The following is a 19,152-nucleotide window of genomic DNA, read 5'->3' as shown; positions in this document are numbered from 1 at the left end:
TCATCCGTTTTCGGCCTGGAACATCCAGTGCTGCTTCTCGAGGTCGGCCGTGATCTGGATGAAGATGTCCTGGCTCACCGGATCCGGGTCCCCGGTCGCCGTGATCCGCTCGCGCATCCGTCCGATCACCGCGCTCAGCGCGTCCACGATCGTCTGCACCGCGGTGGTGTCGTCGACCCACCCTTCCGGGGTCACGTCAATGCCGCTTCCGACGGCCACCGTCGCGGCCCGCCCGTCCGGGGACACGCCGAGCGCCGACGCGCGCTCCGCCACGGTGTCGGAGTGCCCGCGCGCGGTGTCGACGAGCTCGTCCAGCTGCAGGTGTACGGTGCGGAACCGCGGACCGACCACGTTCCAGTGGATCTGCTTCGCCACCAGGGCGAGGTCCACCAGGTCGACGAGGCCACCCTGCAACGCCTCGGACACGGTCTTCAGGTTCGCGTCGGACAAGGGGCTCTTCACGACGTACATCCACACCTCCGACGGTTCGCCCCCGTTCTGTGTCCCCCTCCACGATGACCGCACCGCCGTGGACCGGCAAACCGGCGAAGGCGTCGCCGACGGCCTGCACCCGCGCACGCAAAAACCCCGACCGCACCTCCCCGGTCTCCCCGTGAGGCCCCGGCCGGGGCCTCACACGCACACGTTCCCAGCGATCAGGCGGCGACGACGTCCACTGCCTCGGCGGGCGCCTTGATGGTCACCCGTTCCGGCGGCACGCCGGTCACCGACACGGAGCCCAGCATGGGACGGACCGGTGCGGGCACGGTCTCGCTGGACGTGGCAGCAGCGGACTGGGCCAGCTCGGCGAGGGCGAGCTCGTCGCTCACTTCCCGCATGAGCTCGGACATCCGTACGTCCAGCGCGTCGCAGATGGCGGAGAGCAGCTCGGAAGAAGCCTCCTTCTGCCCCCGCTCCACCTCGGAGAGATAGCCGAGTGAGACTCGGGCGGACGAGGAGACTTCGCGCAGAGTACGGCCCTGGCGCTGGCGCTGCCGACGCAGCACGTCACCCAGTAGGCGACGGAGCAGAATCATCGGTGGCTCCCTCCTCGGACCGCGTAACCGCATCCTTCACGCCCCACCGTACCGCCTCGCGCCGCGGCCGTGCGGGGAGCGATGTCGTGTTCACTCAGGGCTGTAAACATCAAAACCCCCCGTTCCGTTCCGTATCCTGTGCCCGCTCATTCCCGGTCTGTTCGCCCGCAAGCTCCCTCAACAGGAGTGCGAGTACGCTCCGTACACTCTCCATACGAATTTCCGCCCGGTCGCCGTTCAACCGCAGCGCCTCCACTTTTCCGCCGCCGGCGGAGCCCGGATCCGCACCGACGTCCCCCGCGAAGGGGCCGTCGACGGCCACGAAGACCGTTCCGACGGGCTGCCCGTCCTGCGGACCGGGGCCCGCGACACCCGTCGTCGCGATGCCCCAGTCGGCGCCCAGCGCCTTGCGCACACCGACCGCCATCTGGGCGGCGACCTGCGGATCCACCGCTCCGCGCGCCGCGAGAACCGTGGCATCGACGCCGAGCACTTCCCGCTTCAGCGCCGTCGCGTAGGCGGTGACGGACCCCCGGAAGGCCTTGGACGCCCCCGGCACCGCGGTGATCTCGGCGGCCACCAGTCCACCGGTCAGTGACTCGGCGACCGCCAGGGTCTCGCCCCTGACCGTGAGTAGTCGCACCACGTCGGCGGCCGTGGAACTCAACCTTCCGTCTCCTTCAACGCCGCCCTGCGCTCGGCGATTCCCTGCCGGCGCAGCACAATGGCCTGTTTTACATAGTCCAGACCGGTCACCACCGTCAGGACGACCGCCGCGGCCATCACCCAGAACCTCAGGGTCGCCAGGGGCCCCGTCAGCGCCAGAACGTACATGCCGACGGCCACGCCCTGCGTGAGGGTCTTGAGCTTGCCGCCGCGGCTCGCCGGGATGACTCCGTACCGGATGACCACGAAACGGAGCACGGTGATGCCGAGTTCCCGGCCGAGGATGACGGCCGTCACCCACCACGGCAGGTCCCCCAGCGCGGACAGGCAGACGAGCGCCGCCCCCATGATCGCCTTGTCGGCGATGGGGTCGGCGATCTTCCCGAAGTCGGTGACGAGATTGTAGGTGCGCGCCAGATGGCCGTCGAAGAGGTCGGTGATCATGGCAATGGCGAAAGCCGCCCAGGCGAAGGAGCGCCAGGCCGGGTCGTACCCGCCGTTGCCGAGCATCAGCGCGACGAACGCCGGCACGAGGAGCAGCCGGAGCATCGTCAGGAGGTTGGCGACGTTCCAGACGCTCGCCTGGTTGACGGCGGCGGCCGCGATCTTGCCGCCGCGTCCCGCGGCACCGCCCTCGGTCGCACCCCGTTCCGCGATGCCCGCCGGAGCCGTACGCTCCGGCGGTTCTTGACCGGCACCCGAGATCCCGCGCGGGCCGGCCCTGCGCGCACCGGAGGAACCACCCGCCGCGGACGCCGGGACTCCGGTCATCTGCCGGCCTCCTCACTCCACGCGGGGGAGCCCGGCAGCGGTTCGGCCACCAGGTCGACACCCTCCGTACCGACGACCTTCGCGTCGACCATACTTCCGACCGTCAGGCCTTCGCCGCCCGTGAGCAGCACCTGGCCGTCGGTCTCCGGTGCCTGGTGCTCCGCGCGGCCGCGGACGCCGTCCCCCTCGTCGGCGGACTCCACCGACTCGACGAGCACGCGCACGCTCGTGCCCACGCGCTCCTCGGCACGCTGCGAGACGAGTTCCTCGGCCAGCCGGGACACGCGTGCCAGTCGCTCGGCGACGACGTCCTCGTCCAGCTTGTCGCCGTACGTCGCCGCTTCGGTGCCCTCCTCGTCGGAGTAGCCGAAGACACCGATGGCGTCCAGCCGCGCGTGGTTGAGGAACCGCTCCAGCTCGGCGAGGTCGGACGCCGACTCGCCGGGGAAGCCCACGATGAAGTTGGACCGCACGCCTGCCTCGGGCGCCTTGCTGCGGATGGTGTCCAGCAGCTCCAGGAAGCGGTCGGTGTCGCCGAAGCGGCGCATCGCGCGCAGCACGTTCGGCGCGGAGTGCTGGAAGGACAGGTCGAAGTAGGGCACGACCTTCGGCGTCGAGGTCAGGACGTCGATCAGGCCCGGACGCATCTCGGCCGGCTGGAGGTAGCTGACGCGCACGCGCTCGAGGCCGTCGACCTGGGCGAGCTCGGGCAGCAGGGACTCCAGCAGGCGGATGTCGCCGAGGTCCTTGCCGTAGGAGGTGTTGTTCTCGGAGACCAGCATGATCTCCTTGACGCCCTGTTCGGCCAGCCACCGCGTCTCGTTCAGCACGTCGCTCGGGCGGCGGGAGATGAAGGAGCCGCGGAAGGACGGGATGGCGCAGAAGGAGCAGCGCCGGTCGCAGCCGGAGGCCAGCTTCACCGAGGCGACCGGGGAGCCGTCCAGACGGCGGCGCAGCGGCGCGCGGGGCCCGGAGGCGGGGGCGACGCCCTCGGGGAGGTCGGTCGGGCCGTGGCCGGGCAGGGCGACGGAGGCCCCGGCCTCCTGCCGCTCGGCGGGGCTGATGGGCAGCAGCTTGCGGCGGTCGCGGGGGGTGTGCGCGGCGTGGACGCCACCGCTGAGGATGGTCTGCAGCCGGTCGGAGATGTCGGCGTAGTCGTCGAAGCCGAGCACGCCGTCGGCCTCGGGGAGGGCCTCGGCGAGCTCCTTGCCGTACCGCTCGGCCATGCAGCCCACCGCCACCACGGCCTGCGTTCTGCCGTGGCCCTTGAGGTCGTTGGCCTCCAGGAGGGCGTCGACGGAGTCCTTCTTGGCGGCCTCGACGAAGCCGCACGTGTTCACGACGGCGACGTCCGCTTCCTCGGCGTCATCGACGAGCTTCCAGCCGTCCGCCTCCAGACGGCCTGCGAGCTCCTCCGAGTCCACCTCGTTACGGGCGCAGCCAAGGGTGACGAGTGCGACGGTACGGCTTTCAGGCATGGGCTCAAGACTACTTCGTCCCGCCGACAGCCCACGTCGACGGGGTTGGCCGATCTTGGCCAACCCCGTAGTGACTCGTCCCCTCGGGTCCCGTTATCCGACCTGCGGGTCGCCCTTGGTGTAGGTGAGGCGTTCCACCGAGCCGGGCCGGAAGTCGTCCTCGATCTTCTTGCCGTTGACGTACAGCTGGACGGCACCGGCGTCGCCGAGCACGAGGTTGACCTTCTCGCTGTCCTGGAAGGTCTTCGAGTCGCCCTGCTTGAGCAGCCCGTCGAAGAGCAGCCGGCCGTTGTGGTCCTTGGCGGAGATCCAGCTTCGGCCGTCGCTCGCGCTGACCTTGACGGTCACCTTGTCCTGGGGCGCGGCGGCGATGGCGCTGTCGGTCGGGTCGGGCTTGGGGTCGGCCGGGTCCTTGGGCTTGGCGGTGGACGAGACGGATCCCCCGGCCGTCGGTTCGGACCCCTCGGCGACGCTCGCCTCGGAGCCGCCGTCGTCGCCGCCCTTGACGAACGTGAAGCCGACGAAGCCGATCACGACGACGATCGCGGCGACCATGGCGGCGGTCCAGTTGGGTCCGCGCCGCTCGGGACGGATGCGTTCCGCCTCGAACAGGGGCGCGGCGGGCGTCGGCGCCGGGCGTCCGCCGTGCTCGGCGTCGAACTGCGCGACCAGCTCGGCCGGGTCGAGCCCGACGGCCTTGGCGAGGGTGCGGATGTGACCGCGCGCGTAGACGTCGCCGCCGCAGGGGGTGAAGTCGTCCGCCTCGATGGCGTGCACGATGGCGATCCGGACGCGGGTGGCGGCACTGATGTCGTCGACGGTCGACCCGGCGGCGATCCGTGCCTGCCGCAGGGCCCGGCCGACGGAAGGACGGGCTTCCTCGGAAACGTCTGCGGAAACGTCGTGGGACACGTCTTCGATCGGACGCTCGTCTTCGGGGGAGTTGCCGTTGGACACGGGGGCGCCTTTCGAGCGTTTAGCCGCCTGTGCTGGACGTTCAGTCTAGGGGTGGTGCAAACGGGTGGGGCAACCGCACGGTGGGACTTGTACGCCATCGGAATGGCCCCACGCCCGATGGTGGACTACCTGTTCGTCGATTCCCTCAACTTGACGTAGGTCATGGGGAAACGGTTGCTCAATGATCCCTAACGGGTGAGTCACGATCGGCCACCCGGCCGCCCGGTCCTCCACCGCAGGAGCCCCTCGCGTACCGTTCCTACCCTTCAGAATCCCCCCGGATCAGCGCGAGCACGCCGTCCAGCTCGTCAGGCTTCACAAGAACATCACGAGCCTTTGAGCCTTCGCTCGGCCCGACGATGCTCCGCGACTCCATCAGGTCCATCAGACGCCCGGCCTTGGCGAAGCCGACGCGCAGCTTGCGCTGGAGCATGGAGGTCGACCCGAACTGCGTGGAGACGACCAGCTCGGCCGCCTGGCACAGCAGGTCGAGGTCGTCGCCGATGTCCTCGTCGATCTCCTTCTTCTGCTTGGTCCCGACGGTGACGTCGTCCCGGAAGACGGGCGCCATCTGGTCCTTGCAGTGCTGGACGACGAGCGCGACCTCCTCCTCGGTCACGAACGCGCCCTGCATGCGGGTCGGCTTGTTCGCGCCCATCGGCAGGAAGAGCCCGTCGCCCTTGCCGATCAGCTTCTCCGCGCCGGGCTGGTCGAGGATGACCCGCGAGTCCGCCAGTGACGAGGTGGCGAAGGCCAGCCGGGAGGGCACGTTGGCCTTGATGAGGCCGGTGACGACGTCCACGGACGGCCGCTGCGTGGCGAGCACCAGGTGGATGCCGGCCGCGCGCGCGAGCTGCGTGATGCGCACGATCGCGTCCTCGACGTCCCTGGGCGCCACCATCATCAGGTCGGCCAGCTCGTCCACGATCACCAGCAGGTACGGATACGGCTGGAGTTCGCGCTCGCTGCCCTCGGGCGGCTTGACCTTGCCCTCGCGCACCGCGCGGTTGAAGTCGTCGATGTGCCGGTAGCCGTAGGCCGCGAGGTCGTCGTAGCGCAGGTCCATCTCGCGTACGACCCACTGGAGCGCCTCGGCGGCCCGTTTCGGGTTGGTGATGATCGGCGTGATCAGGTGCGGGATGCCCTCGTAGGCGGTCAGCTCGACGCGCTTGGGGTCGACCAGGATCATCCGGACGTCCTCCGGGGTCGCCCGCATCATGATCGAGGTGATCAGGCAGTTGATGCAAGACGACTTGCCGGAGCCGGTGGCGCCGGCGACCAGCATGTGCGGCATCTTCGCCAGGGAGTGCATGACGTAGCCGCCCTCGACGTCCTTGCCGAAGGCGACCAGCATGGGGTCGTCGTCCTCGGCGGACTCGGCGAGCCGCAGTACGTCACCGAGGTTGACCATCTCCCGGTCGGTGTTCGGGATCTCGATGCCGACCGCGGACTTGCCGGGGATCGGACTGATGATCCGTACGTCGGGGCTGGCGACGGCGTACGCGATGTTCTTGGTCAGCGCGGTGATCCGCTCCACCTTCACGGCGGGGCCGAGCTCGACCTCGTAGCGCGTGACCGTCGGGCCGCGGGTGAAGCCGGTGACGGCGGCGTCGACCTTGAACTCGGTGAAGACGGTGGTCAGCGAGTGCACGATCGCGTCGTTCGCCGCGCTGCGCGACTTGCCGGGGCCGCCGCGTGTGAGGAGGTCGAGGGCCGGCAGGGAGTATGTGATGTCACCGGAGAGCTGGAGCTGCTCGGCGCGCGGCGGCAGCTCCCGTTCCTTGGGGGGCGGGGTCTTCGTCAGGTCGGGGACTCCGCCCGCCGGCTCCTGTCCGGGGGCCTCGGCGACGTCCTTCCTGAGCTTCCCCGGCTGCGGACGCGCGGCCGGGACCGGCGTCGGAGTCGGTGTCGGAGTCGGAGTCGGAGTCGTCGGCTCGCGGTCCGCCGTGCTCACGCCCTGGGTGAGGTCGGCGACCAGCGGCGACGGCGGCATCCCGTGCAGCACGGCACCGTCGAGCGCGGCGGCGGCCGCGGCGGCGACGTCCACGGCGTCCATCGGCCGGTTCATGTCGGGCTGCGGCACGGCGGACCGCCGGGACCTGCGTCGCCGGGTGAGCGCCTCCTGCTCCGCCCCGTCGGGGTCGTAGGGCTCGGCGGCGGCCGGTCCCCCGCGCCTGCGGGGACGCGCGGGCAGTGCCTCGCGCCACTGCTCGTCGTACCGCTCGTCGTCGTCGGTGAACTCCTCCGCGTCCGGGTCGTGGACGAGCCCCAGCCGCACCCCGAGCTGCCGCAGCCGCTGCGGGATGGCGTTGACCGGCGTGGCGGTGACGACGAGCAGCCCGAAGACCGTGAGCAGCACGAGCAGCGGTACGGCCAGGACGTCGGTCATGGTGTACGACAGCGGGGTCGCCGCGCCCCAGCCGATGAGACCGCCGGCGTCCCTTATGCCCTGCATGCCGTCGCCGCGGGCCGGTGAGCCGCAGGCGATGTGGATCTGCCCGAGCACGCCGATGACCAGGGCCGACAGGCCGATCACGATACGGCCGTTGGCCTCGGGTTTCTCCGGGTGCCGGATCAGGCGTACGGCGATGGCGCCGAGCAGGATCGGCACGAGCAGGTCCAGGCGGCCGAAGGCACCGGTCACCAGGATCTCGACCAGGTCGCCGACCGGGCCCTTGAGGTCGGCCCAGGTGCCCGCGGCGACGATCAGCGCGATGCCGAGCAGCAGCAGCGCGACGCCGTCCTTGCGGTGGGCGGGGTCGAGGTTCTTCGCGCCCTGGCCTATGCCGCGGAAGACGGCGCCGACCGCGTGCGCGATGCCCAGCCAGAGGGCGCGTACGAGTCGGTAGACGCCGCCGGTCGGGCTGGGGGCCGGTTTGGGCGCGGGCTTCTGCGCCGCGGCCTTCTTGGCGGGCACCTTCTTCGCGGGCGCCTTCTTGGCAGGTGCCTTCTTCGCAGCGGCCTTCTTCGCCGGAGCCTTCGCGGGAGCGGCCGACTTCTTCGCGGGCTGCTTCTTGGCTGCGGAGGGACGTGAGGCCATGGGGGTGAGGTTACCGGGGGAGACGGCGGTCGACACGTGTGCCCACCGCTTCACCCGTTCGTGTCGCCCGCGAGGAAGCCCGGAACTGACGTCACCGGTACGGCGGCTGACAGGCGCTCACGGCCCGCCCGCCGATCCCGGCACGGGCCGCACCACCGGCCGGCCTCAGTTGACCGCGGCCTGGCCTCCGGAGGAGCCCGGCTCCAGGGCGTCCAGCGCCCGCCGCAATCCGGTGAGCTTGCGCTCCAGATGGGCCGCGGTCGCCACGGCCGCCGCGTCCGTCGACTCGTCGCCCAGCTGCTTGGAGAGGGCCTCGGCCTGCTCCTCGACGGCCGCCAGGCGCGCCGAGAGCTCGGCGAGCAACCCCGCCGACTCCTTGGCGTCGCCGGCGTCGGCCTTGCCGCCGCCCTCCAACTGGAGCCGCAGCAGCGCCGCCTGCTCCCTCAGCTGGCAGTTCTTCATGTAGAGCTCGACGAAGACGGAGACCTTCGCACGCAGCACCCACGGGTCGAACGGCTTGGAGATGTAGTCCACCGCACCCGCCGCGTAGCCGCGGAAGGTGTGGTGCGGGCCGTGGTTGATCGCCGTGAGGAAGATGATCGGGATGTCCCGGGTCCGCTCACGCCGCTTGATGTGCGCGGCGGTTTCGAAACCGTCCATCCCCGGCATCTGGACGTCCAGCAGAATGACCGCGAAGTCGTCCGTGAGCAGTGCTTTGAGCGCTTCCTCCCCGGACGATGCCCGCACCAGCGTCTGATCGAGCGCCGAGAGGATCGCCTCCAGCGCCAGCAGATTCTCCGGCCGGTCATCGACCAGGAGGATCTTGGCCTTCTGCACCATGGCCCGCCCTCCTCGCCCCGGCGTGGGGCCTCCCCTGTCCGCAGGACTTGGGGCAGCACCGGCGGGCGCCGCCCCAGGGGACGACTCCCTTGCGCCGCCCGTCCTTGTGCCGGTCATCGTAGCCGCACCCCGCCTGTCACCACACCCTGTCACCGCGATGTCACTGTGCACGTAGCGGAAACGCAACGGGAGACCAGAAGGTTCCCCGAATCGCGTACTTCTACACGGCTTCGGGCACACCGAGTCAGCAACTCCGCGTGAACCCCGGCACTCCCGCCACTCTCGCGCATCCCCACGTTCGCACACCGCCCGGACACGCCGCGCGCCCGGTGCCCGGCGGCACCGCGGACGCCTGCCCGAAAGTACCGCGGGCACGGTGCCCGGACGCCCCGCCCGGTTCCCGTCCGGCCCCGCTCCTCACTCCTCCCGCATCCACTGCCGCATCACCGTCAGCAGGTGATCGGGGTCGACCGGCTTCGTCACATAGTCCGAGGCACCCGACTCGATCGCCTTCTCCCGGTCGCCCTTCATGGCCTTCGCGGTCAGCGCGATGATCGGAAGACCGGCGAACTGGGGCATCCTGCGGATCGCCGTGGTCGTGGCGTATCCGTCCATCTCGGGCATCATGATGTCCATCAGGACGACCGCCACGTCCTCGTGCTGCTCCAGGACCTCGATGCCCTCGCGCCCGTTCTCGGCGTAGAGCACGGACAGGCCGTGCTGCTCCAGGACGCTGGTGAGCGCGAAGACGTTGCGGATGTCGTCGTCGACGATCAGCACCTTCTGACCGCCGAACCGGATCCCGCGGTGCGCCTGCGGCGCCGCCTCCTGCCCGGAGGCCGAAGGCTGCTCCTGTGCCGCGGGCCGCGCCTCGGCCTCCGGGACGGCCCTGCGCCGGCGCCGGAACAGCGCCGCGGCACCGTTCTGCGTGTCCTGGTACGACTTCACCTCGGCCGGCGTCTCGGCCTGCGCCCCCGGCAGCTCGCCGGCGGCACCCGGGGACGCCGGCAGCTCACCCGCCTCCAGGGAGGGAACGGCCTGCGGGTAGCCGTGCGCGGGCAGCTCGCCGGGGTGCAGCGGCAGGTAGAGGGTGAACGTCGACCCGCGGCCCGGCTCGCTCTGCGCGTGGATCTCACCGCCCAGCAGCTGTGCGATCTCCCGGGAGATGGACAGCCCCAGGCCCGTACCGCCGTACTTGCGGCTGGTGGTGCCGTCGGCCTGCTTGAACGCCTCGAAGATCACCCGCATCTTGCTGGCCGCGATGCCGATACCGGTGTCGCTCACGGAGAACGCGATCAGCTCGGCGTCCGGGTCGGTCATCGAGCCGGCCTCCAGCAGCTGCTCCCGGATGGCCTGCGGGACGTCGCCCCGGGCCGGCCGGATGACCAGCTCGACCGCCCCGGAGTCGGTGAACTTCACCGCGTTGGACAGCAGGTTCCGCAGCACCTGGAGCAACCGTTGCTCATCGGTGTGCAGCGTGGCGGGCAGCTCCGGCGACACCCGCACCGACAGATCGAGGCCCTTCTCCGCGGTCAGCGGCCGGAACGTGGCCTCCACGTAGTCGACGAGCTGCACCAGCGCGATGCGCGTCGGGGAGACGTCCATCTTGCCCGCCTCGACCTTCGACAGGTCGAGGATGTCGTTGATGAGCTGGAGCAGGTCCGAGCCGGCGCCGTGGATCGTCTCGGCGAACTCGACCTGCTTCGGGGTCAGGTTCGCGTCGGCGTTGTCGGCGAGCAGTTTGGCCAGGATCAGCAGCGAGTTGAGCGGCGTACGCAACTCGTGCGACATGTTGGCCAGGAACTCGCTCTTGTAGCGCATGGAGACCGCGAGCTGCTCGGCCCGCTCCTCCAGAACCTGCCGCGCCTCCTCGATCTCGGTGTTCTTCACCTCGATGTCGCGGTTCTGCCGCGCCAGCAGCTCGGCCTTCTCCTCCAGTTCGGCGTTGGACGACTGGAGCGCCTTCTGCCGCTGCTCCAGTTCCTCGGAGCGGTCGCGCAGTTGCTCGGTCAGCTCCTGCGACTGCTTCAGCAGTACCTCCGTCTTGGTGTTGACGGAGATGGTGTTGACGCTGGTGGCGATCATCTCGGCGATCTGGTTGAGGAAGTCCTTCTGGATCTGCGTGAACGGGGTGAAGGACGCCAGCTCGATGACGCCGAGCACCTGCCCCTCGAACAGCACGGGCAGCACGATCACCTGGGCCGGCGGAGCCTCCCCGAGCCCGGAGGAGATCTTCAGATAGCCACTCGGCGCGTTCTCCACCAGGATCGTGCGCTTCTCCTGGGCGGCCGTTCCCACCAGCGCCTCCCCCGGCCGGAACGAGGTGGGCATGGAGCCCATCGAGTAGCCGTACGACCCGAGCATGCGCAGTTCGTACTGGTCGTCCTCGGCGCCGGGCTGGTCCTGACCGTCCACGAGCGGCATGGCGAGGAAGAACGCCCCGTGCTGCGCGGAGACCACCGGGGTCAGTTCGCTCATGATCAGCGAGGCCACGTCCTGGAGGTCGCGGCGGCCCTGCATCAGCGCGGAGATCCGGGCCAGGTTGCCCTTGAGCCAGTCCTGCTCCTTGTTGGCGATCGTGGTGTCGCGCAGGTTGGCGATCATCTTGTTGATGTAGTCCTGGAGTTCCTGGATCTCCCCGGAGGCGTCCACGTCGATCTTCAGGTTCAGGTCGCCCCGGGTCACCGCGGTCGCCACGCGCGCGATGGCGCGCACCTGCCGGGTCAGGTTCCCGGCCATCTCGTTCACGGACTCGGTCAGGTCCCGCCAGGTGCCGTCGACGTCACGCACGCGTGCCTGTCCGCCGAGCTGGCCCTCGGTGCCCACCTCGCGGGCGACGCGGGTGACCTCCTCGGCGAAGGAGGACAGCTGGTCGACCATCGTGTTGATGGTCGTCTTCAGCTCCAGGATCTCGCCGCGCGCATCGATGTCGATCTTCTTGGTCAGGTCGCCCTTGGCGATCGCCGTGGTGACCATCGCGATGTTGCGCACCTGACCGGTCAGGTTGGACGCCATCTGGTTCACCGACTCGGTGAGGTCCTTCCAGGTGCCGGCCACACCGGGGACGTGCGCCTGACCGCCCAGGATGCCGTCCGTGCCCACCTCGCGGGCCACCTTGGTGACCTGGTCCGCGAACGAACTCAGCGTCTTCACCATGGTGTTGAAGGTGTCGGCGAGCTGAGCGACCTCGCCGCGGGCCTCGATCGTCACCGTCCGCGTCAGGTCGCCGTTGGCGACGGCCGCGGCCACCTGGGAGATGTTCCGCACCTGGACGGTGAGGTTCTTCGCCATCAGGTTGACGTTGTCGCTGAGGTCCTTCCAGATGCCCACGACGCCGGGCACGTGCGCCTGACCGCCCAGGATGCCCTCCGTGCCCACCTCGCGGGCCACGCGCGTGACCTGCTCGGCGAACGACGACAACTGGTCCACCATCGTGTTGACGGTGGTGACGAGCTCGAGGATCTCGCCCTTGGCGTCGACGGTGATCTTCTTCGACAGGTCGCCCTTGGCGACGGCCGTCGTGACCTCGGCGATGTTGCGGACCTGCATGGTCAGGTTGTTGGCCATGCCGTTCACGGACTGCGTGAGGTCCTTCCAGGTGCCGGAGACGCCCTGCACCTCGGCCTGGCCGCCGAGGATGCCCTCGGTGCCCACCTCGCGCGCGACGCGCGTGACCTCCTGGGCGAACGACGACAGCTGGTCCACCATCGTGTTCAGCGTGTTCTTCAGCTCGAGGATCTCCCCGCGCGCGTCCACGGTGATCTTCTGGGACAGGTCACCGCGGGCCACCGCCGTGGCGACCTGCGCGATGTTGCGGACCTGCGCCGTGAGGTTGCCGGCCATGCCGTTCACCGAGTCGGTCAGGTCGCGCCACACGCCGGCGACGCCGGGCACCTGCGCCTGCCCGCCGAGCCGGCCCTCCGTACCGACCTCGCGGGCCACCCGTGTGACCTGTTCGGCGAACGACGACAGCTGGTCCACCATCGTGTTGATGGTGTTCTTCAGCTCGAGGATCTCCCCGCGCGCGTCGACGTCGATCTTCTGGGACAGGTCACCGCGGGCCACCGCCGTCGTCACCTGCGCGATGTTCCTCACCTGACCGGTCAGGTTGGAGGCCATCGAGTTGACGGAGTCCGTGAGCTCCTTCCAGGTGCCGGACACACCGTCGACCCGCGCCTGACCGCCGAGGCGGCCCTCCGTGCCCACGTCCCGGGCCATCCGGGTGACCTGGTCGGCGAAGCTGGAGAGCTGGTCCACCATCGTGTTCACGGTGTTCTTCAGCTGGAGCATCTCGCCGGAGACGTCCACGGTGACCTTCTGCGACAGATCGCCGTTGGCCACCGCCGTCGTCACCTGGGCGATGTTCCTCACCTGACCGGTGAGGTTGCGGAACGCGGTGTTGACGGAGTCGGTGAGGTCCTTCCACGTCCCCGCAGCACCCGGCACCTGCGCCTGCCCGCCGAGCTCGCCCTCGACACCGACCTCCCGGGCCACGCGGGTGACCTCGGCACCGAAGGAGGACAGCTGGTCCACCATCGTGTTGACGGTGTTCTTCAGCTCCAGCATCTCCCCGGCCACGTCGACCGTGACCTTCTGCGACAGGTCACCGTTGGCCACCGCCGTCGTCACCGCCGCGATGTCCCGCACCTGAGTCGTCAGGTTCCGGAAGACGGTGTTGACGGAGTCCGTCAGGTCCTTCCAGATGCCCGCCGCACCCGGCACGTTCGCCTGGCCGCCGAGCTGTCCCTCACCACCGACCTCGTTGGCCACGCGGGTGACCTCGTCCGCGAAGATCCGCAGCGTCTCGGTCATCTGGTTGATCGTCTCGGCGAGCTGCGCGACCTCGCCGCGCGCCGGCACGGTCACCTTCCGCGACAGGTCACCGTTGGCGACCGCCGTCGTCACCTCCGAGATCCCGCGCACCTGGGCCGTCAGGTTCCCGGCCATGGTGTTGACGGAATCGGTGAGCTCCTTCCACACACCGGCCACGCCCGGCACCTGGGCCTGCCCGCCCAGGGCGCCCTCGGTTCCCACCTCACGGGCGACGCGCGTCACCTCGGAGGAGAACGCCGACAGCTGGTCCACCATCGTGTTGACGGTGTTCTTCAGCTCCAGCATCTCCCCGGCCACGTGCACCGTGACCTTCCGCGACAGATCCCCCTTGGCCACGGCCGTCGTCACCAGCGCGATGTCCCGCACCTGCGCCGTCAGCCGGTGCGCCATCGTGTTGACGGAGTCCGTGAGGTCCTTCCAGGAACCCGACATGCCGCGCACCTGGGCCTGTCCGCCCAGCTTGCCCTCGGTACCGACCTCACTGGCCACCCGCGTGACCTCGTCCGTGAACGTCGACAGCTGGTCGACCAGGTTGTTCACGGTCCGCCCGACCTTCAGGAACTCACCGCGCAGCGGATGCCCGGTGCCCTCCGCCGTCTGCGTCCGCAGCTCCATGCGGGGCGACAGGTCACCGTCCGCCACCGCCGACAGCACCCGGCTGACCTCGGAGACGGGCCGTACGAGGTCGTCCACGAGCGCGTTGGAGTTGTTGATCGCCGCCGCCCAGGATCCCTCGCAGGCTCCCGTCTCCAGCCGCTCCGTGAGTTTCCCCTCACGTCCGACCACACGTCGCACCCGCGCCAGCTCACCCGTGAGGTGGAGGTTGCGGTCCGCGACCTCGTTGAAGACCGCCGCGATCTCCGCCATCACTCCGTCACCGGAGACGGTCAGCCGTTTGCGGAAGTTCCCCTCCCGCATGGCCACGAGGGCCGCCAGCAGCCGATTCAGCGCGGCCGTGTCCACCGTCGTACTACCGCCCCGCGTTCTGCCCTGGTTACTCAGGGACTGTCCGCCTTTCGCGCGCGTCTTCGTGCCCCGCGTCGCTGCGCCAGACTCCACTGTGTCCCTCCCGCAGGGGTCGACCGTTACTGCTGTGCCCGGCTGCCACCGCTCGGCGGACCGGTCCTGCCGCTGCTTCCTCGTGCGGCCGCGCGGCCGGCCCGGATACACCGGGCCGCTTCCGGGGCTGCTGCCCGCCGCACTCGGTGCGCATTCAGCCTGCCCGGACCCACACTGGAAGCCTGCCCAGTGTTTCACCCCGGTTGAACCAGGCCATAACAGTTCGGCAGCTTCGCACACCGTCCGCACACCCTCTGGGCGGAAACACTGCGGACCGGCATCCGCCTGGACGGGGAAGGTAAGTAACCTTGCATGCGGCTGTCCAACCACGCCGGTCCGTCCGGCCTGGGCGGTGGCACGGAGACGAGCGGGCATCGGAGGGGCGGCCGGAACATGACCACCGGACTGATCCCGGGGGAGCAGCCCCCGGATCCCGGGCCGACGGGTGAACTGCCGCAGCAGCGGCGCGACCCGGCCGGCCATGAGGCCGTGCACGGGGAGAGAGGGACGAGGAGTTCTGTGATCACCGCGCGCGCGGCCGCCAGCTTCGAGCCCGTCGGACGATCGGTGGCGAGCGCCCGGTCCTTCGTCCGCGACACGCTGCAGGGCTGGGGCCATGCCGACATCGTCGACGACGCCGTGGTGCTCACCAGCGAGCTGGTCACCAACGCCGTGGTGCACGCCGGCACCACCGCCGACGTCGTGTGCCTGCGCAGCGACGACGGCGTACGGATCGAGGTGGCCGACCACTACCCCGAGCGCGAGGTCCCCCTCCAGGGCTCCCCCGCCACCATGGGCAGCCCCGACCGCGAGGGGGGCCGCGGCCTCCAGCTGTGCGCGGCTCTGGCCGACCGCTGGGGCGTCGAGTACACGGCCACGCTGAAGAACGTCTGGTTCCACCTGCACCTGCCCGAGCGCCCCGTCGGCACCCGCGCCGCCGGCCCCTCCCTGCCGACGGAGCTGCTCCCGCTGGCCGACGGCCGCGTCCGTGTCGCCGTGGTCCAGATCGACCGCACCGGCGCCGTCACGTCCTGGAACGAGGACGCCGAGGAACTCTTCGGCTACCCCGCCGACCAGGTCACCGGGAAGCCGCTCACGGATCTCGCCGCGTGGCCGCACACCCCGGGCACCAGCACGGGCATCGCGGAGGCGCTCCAGCTCTCCCGGTGGGAGGGCACCTACGGCATAAGGGGCGCCAACGGCCGCGTCATGCCGGTCTACGCCTCCCATCTCCGCGTCCGCGGCGCCGACGGGGAGCCCTCCACGGTCTGCCTCCTCGTCCGCGACCACGAACGCGCCGTCCTGCAGACGCCGTCGCGTGTCCCGGCCTCCGACTCCGCCGCCTCCTCCGAGGGCCAGAGCACCGACCCCTTCGAGGTGTTCATCGGCTCCCCCGCCCCGGACGACCTCGACGGTCTCCTCCAGCGCACGGTCGAACGCGCCCGGGACATGCTCGACGCCGACGCCGCCTTCCTGCTCCTGGCGACCGACGACGAAACGGAGTTGGAGGTCCGCGCCTCCACCGGTCTGCCCTCCGCCCGCCAGCGGTTCGCCCGCGTCCCGGTGGAGGCCGGCCCCGGCCGTTACGGTTCCGCGCGCATGCCCGCCGTGCACGACGACCTCGATGCGGTCCCCGGCGCCGTCCCGCTGCTGAACGGCACCGGCATGCGCTCGGTCGTCACCGTCCCGCTCAAGGTCGAGGGCCGTCTCACCGGTTCCCTGGGCGTCGCGGCCGAGTCCGCCGGCCGGTACTCCAACGAGGAGGCACTGCGCCTCCAGTTCGCCGCCGACCGCATCGCCCTGGCCGTCGAGTCGGCGCGCCTCGGCGAGTTGGAACGGCTGCGCCGCGGCTCCCTCAGCTTCCTCGTCGAGGCCTCGGACCTCCTCGCCGGCACCCTCGACCGGGACCAGACGCTGGCCCTGATGGCCCAGATGACGGTTCCGACCCTGGCCACCTGGTGCGCCGTGTACACGATCGCCGACCAGGCGTCGGAGCCGTATCTCTCCTACGTCCTGCACGAGGACGAGGAGCTCATCGACGGCATCAAGTCCCTGCTGTCGAAGATGCCCCCGCCCGCCCCGGTACCGACTCCGGGTGCCCGCGTCTGGACGGCTCCCGGCGAGCTGGCCCACCAGGCGGCGCTGCGCACCTCCATGCGCGACCTCGGCCTGAGCGGCAGCCCGGCGACCCGGCCCAGCTCGGGTATCGGCCCGACCCTGGCCACGGCCTCCGCGGTCGGCGGCGAGACCGTGGTCCTCCCGCTGGTCGCCCGCAACCGCGTCATCGGCATGCTCACGCTCGGCAAGCCCACCGACGAACACTTCCGTCAGGAGATCCTCGAACTCGCCGAGGACCTGTCCCGCAGGGCCGCCCTGGCCCTGGACAACGCCCGTCTGTACTCGGAGCGCACGGCCATCAGCCAGTCCCTCCAGCGCAGCCTCCTGCCGCCGGAACTCCCGGTGATCGACGGCGTGGAGGTGGAGGTCATCTACCGCGCGGCCGGCGAGGGCAACGAGGTCGGCGGCGACTTCTACGACCTCTTCCCCATCAGCGACGACGCCTACGGCTTCGCCATCGGCGACGTCTGCGGTACGGGTCCGAACGCGGCGGCCGTCACGGGCCTGGCCCGTCACGCCCTGCGCCTGCTGGCCCGCGAGGGCCTCAGCGGCCCCGCGGTCCTGGAGCGCCTCAACTCGGCGATCCTCGACGAGGGGGCCCGCAGTCGCTTCCTCACCCTCCTCTACGGCGAGATGCGCCCGCAGACGGACGGCAGCGCGGAGTTGAAGGTGGTCTGCGCCGGACATCCGCTCCCGCTCCGACTGCGCCAGGACGGCACGGTGGAGCCGGCCGCCGAGCCCCAGCCCCTCCTCGGCGTCATCGAGGACCTGGAGCTGTACGAGCAGACGGTGACCCTCGACCCGGGCGACGTCCTTCTGTGCGTCACGGACGGCGTCACGGAACGCCGTGAGGGCACGCGCATGCTGGGCGACGACGGCCTCGCCGACGTCCTCACCACCTGCACGGGGCTCACCGCGGGCGCGGTGGCGGCCCGCATCATGCGCGCGGTGGAACGCTTCGCGTCCGACGCCCCGTCCGACGACATGGCCATCCTCGCGATGCGCGTCCCGGAGCCGCACACGGACTGACGCACCGCGCCGGGACATGCGAAAGGCCCCGCCCATCAGGGCGGGGCCTTTCTCGATGGAGCCCCCAAACGGAATCGAACCGTTGACCTTCTCCTTACCATGGAGACGCTCTACCGACTGAGCTATAGGGGCCTGTCGCTTTCGGAGGTTTCCCTCGCGGCAACGGAATAGATCATACCCCGAAGAGACCGGTGCTCCCAACCACGGGTTTCAGTAGGCGGTCTGCAGAAGTCCTCCGAGAGCATTGCAGGCGGACACGATCCGCTGCATGTCACGCTTGGTCAGCGCGGCGTCGACGGGCAGCGCCAGCGTCTCGTCGGTGGCCCGTTCCGTCTCCGGCAAGGACACGCACCGCCGGAAGCCGGGCATCCGGTGCACGGGCGTCCGTACCGGCACCCGGCAGTCGACGCCCCTCCCCCGCACGGCGCGGGCGAACGCGTCACGGTCCGGCCGTCCGTTTCCCGGGACCCGCACGACGTACTGCTGGTAGGTGTGCCCTTCGCCCCAGTCCGGGGTACGCACGCCCCTCAGCTTCCCGTCCAGGTAGGCCGCCCGCTGCCGGCGCTGCGCTATCTCGTCGTACGGCAACTCGGACTCGCCCTGTTCCAACACGAGCAGCCCGTGCCGCTCCCCGATGCCGTGCAGCCGGTTCATGTCCGCCGGCCTCCCGAACCGGTGCACCGCGATCACGGCAACGGTCCGGGGTGTCAGCGCTGCCTCAACCGCCTCGGCGTCGAGGCAGTACGTCGCCGAATCTATGTCGGCGAACACCGGCCACGCGCCGACCAGGGACACGGCCTCGGCGACTTCCACATTTCCGAAGGCAGGCACGACGACTTCGTCACCGACTCCTACGCCGGCGGCCCGGAGCATTGCTGCAGTACCCATACCGGCGATGGTGGTAGCGCCATGTGAACTTCAAGTGACCGAGAGCAAAAAAGGGTTGGACCCGGAACCGAAGTTCGGGGTCCAACCCTTTGAATAATTGTTCGGCGGCGTCCTACTCTCCCACAGGGTCCCCCCTGCAGTACCATCGGCGCTGTAAGGCTTAGCTTCCGGGTTCGGAATGTAACCGGGCGTTTCCCCTACGCTATGACCACCGAAACACTATGAAACAATCAACCGCACCACGCACACAACACGCGGGGTTGTTCGTGGTTTCAGAACCAACACAGTGGACGCGAGCAACTGAGGACAAGCCCTCGGCCTATTAGTACCGGTCACCTCCACACCTCACGGTGCTTCCAGATCCGGCCTATCAACCCAGTCGTCTACTGGGAGCCTTACCCCATCAAGTGGGTGGGAGTCCTCATCTCGAAGCAGG

The 19,152-nt window shown here is 70.0% G+C and carries 11 protein-coding genes, 1 tRNA gene and 2 rRNA genes; 1 reads left to right on the top strand and 13 read right to left on the bottom strand.

The genetic code is table 11. The annotated features are described in order from the left end of the window. The 9 genes from KUM32_RS00250 to KUM32_RS00210 form a co-directional block, all read right to left on the bottom strand. Complete coding sequence (locus KUM32_RS00250; RefSeq protein WP_217139656.1) at positions 1-471, bottom strand: Dps family protein; 471 nt, start codon at positions 469-471, stop codon at positions 1-3. 185 nt (positions 472-656) lie between these two features. Further along, positions 657-1,037 carry a helix-turn-helix domain-containing protein gene (locus KUM32_RS00245; RefSeq protein WP_053137999.1) on the bottom strand — a complete coding sequence of 127 codons (381 nt, stop codon included), beginning with the start codon at positions 1,035-1,037 and terminating at the stop codon, positions 657-659. 109 nt (positions 1,038-1,146) lie between these two features. Continuing rightward, positions 1,147-1,704 (bottom strand): CinA family protein, encoded by a 558-nt coding sequence (locus KUM32_RS00240; RefSeq protein ID WP_217139655.1) that lies wholly within the window; start codon positions 1,702-1,704, stop codon positions 1,147-1,149. Continuing rightward, a complete protein-coding gene (pgsA, locus tag KUM32_RS00235) occupies positions 1,701-2,474 on the bottom strand; it encodes a CDP-diacylglycerol--glycerol-3-phosphate 3-phosphatidyltransferase (RefSeq protein ID WP_217139654.1) in 774 nt (257 codons plus the stop codon). The genes KUM32_RS00240 and pgsA overlap by 4 nt, the downstream gene beginning before the upstream one ends. Further along, on the bottom strand, positions 2,471-3,952 hold the full coding sequence (gene rimO / locus KUM32_RS00230; protein ID WP_217139653.1) for a 30S ribosomal protein S12 methylthiotransferase RimO: 1,482 nt from the start codon (positions 3,950-3,952) through the stop codon (positions 2,471-2,473). Before rimO ends, pgsA begins: the two co-directional genes overlap by 4 nt. A gap of 93 nt (positions 3,953-4,045) precedes the next feature. After that, complete coding sequence (locus tag KUM32_RS00225; protein WP_217139652.1) at positions 4,046-4,909, bottom strand: helix-turn-helix domain-containing protein; 864 nt, start codon at positions 4,907-4,909, stop codon at positions 4,046-4,048. 259 nt (positions 4,910-5,168) lie between these two features. Further along, the gene (locus KUM32_RS00220; protein ID WP_217139651.1) at positions 5,169-7,949 is read right to left on the bottom strand and encodes a DNA translocase FtsK; all 2,781 of its coding nucleotides are present in this window, start codon (positions 7,947-7,949) and stop codon (positions 5,169-5,171) included. 165 nt (positions 7,950-8,114) lie between these two features. Continuing rightward, positions 8,115-8,789, bottom strand: coding sequence for a two-component system response regulator (locus tag KUM32_RS00215; RefSeq protein ID WP_217139650.1), 675 nt, complete (start codon positions 8,787-8,789; stop codon positions 8,115-8,117). A 417-nt stretch (positions 8,790-9,206) separates the two neighbouring features. Further along, positions 9,207-14,681: a HAMP domain-containing protein gene (locus KUM32_RS00210; protein ID WP_217139649.1), complete on the bottom strand. Its 5,475-nt coding sequence runs from the start codon at positions 14,679-14,681 to the stop codon at positions 9,207-9,209. A 393-nt stretch (positions 14,682-15,074) separates the two neighbouring features. Here KUM32_RS00210 and KUM32_RS00205 point away from each other — a divergent pair, with 393 nt between their 5' ends. After that, on the top strand, positions 15,075-17,828 hold the full coding sequence (locus KUM32_RS00205; protein WP_217139648.1) for a SpoIIE family protein phosphatase: 2,754 nt from the start codon (positions 15,075-15,077) through the stop codon (positions 17,826-17,828). A 56-nt stretch (positions 17,829-17,884) separates the two neighbouring features. Here the strand turns inward: KUM32_RS00205 and KUM32_RS00200 are convergent. The 4 genes from KUM32_RS00200 to KUM32_RS00185 all read right to left on the bottom strand — a co-directional run. Then, positions 17,885-17,960, bottom strand: a tRNA-Thr gene (locus KUM32_RS00200). A gap of 78 nt (positions 17,961-18,038) precedes the next feature. After that, entirely contained in the window at positions 18,039-18,701 is a 663-nt protein-coding gene (locus tag KUM32_RS00195; protein WP_217139686.1) for a DegT/DnrJ/EryC1/StrS family aminotransferase, read from the bottom strand. Between the two features lie 114 nt (positions 18,702-18,815). Continuing rightward, positions 18,816-18,932 (bottom strand): 5S ribosomal RNA (rrf, locus tag KUM32_RS00190). Positions 18,933-19,018: 86 nt separating this feature from the next. Beyond that, a 23S ribosomal RNA gene (locus KUM32_RS00185) occupies positions 19,019-19,152 on the bottom strand; the annotation flags it as partial.

The organism is Streptomyces sp. AC627_RSS907 (assembly GCF_019049165.1).
Note: the sequence above shows the minus strand (reverse complement) of the source record. Positions and strands in the feature narration are given on the sequence as shown.

Excerpts from the sequence above, each read along its gene's own strand:
- KUM32_RS00220 (WP_217139651.1), bottom strand. The coding sequence starts at position 7,949 with ATGGCCTCACGTCCCTCCGCAGCCAAGAAGCAGCCCGCGAAGAAGTCG.
- KUM32_RS00215 (WP_217139650.1), bottom strand. The coding sequence starts at position 8,789 with ATGGTGCAGAAGGCCAAGATCCTCCTGGTCGATGACCGGCCGGAGAAT.
- KUM32_RS00245 (WP_053137999.1), bottom strand. The coding sequence starts at position 1,037 with ATGATTCTGCTCCGTCGCCTACTGGGTGACGTGCTGCGTCGGCAGCGC.
- KUM32_RS00250 (WP_217139656.1), bottom strand. The coding sequence starts at position 471 with ATGTACGTCGTGAAGAGCCCCTTGTCCGACGCGAACCTGAAGACCGTG.
- rimO (WP_217139653.1), bottom strand. The coding sequence starts at position 3,952 with ATGCCTGAAAGCCGTACCGTCGCACTCGTCACCCTTGGCTGCGCCCGT.
- KUM32_RS00195 (WP_217139686.1), bottom strand. The coding sequence starts at position 18,701 with ATGCTCCGGGCCGCCGGCGTAGGAGTCGGTGACGAAGTCGTCGTGCCT.
- KUM32_RS00205 (WP_217139648.1), top strand. The coding sequence starts at position 15,075 with ATGACCACCGGACTGATCCCGGGGGAGCAGCCCCCGGATCCCGGGCCG.
- pgsA (WP_217139654.1), bottom strand. The coding sequence starts at position 2,474 with ATGACCGGAGTCCCGGCGTCCGCGGCGGGTGGTTCCTCCGGTGCGCGC.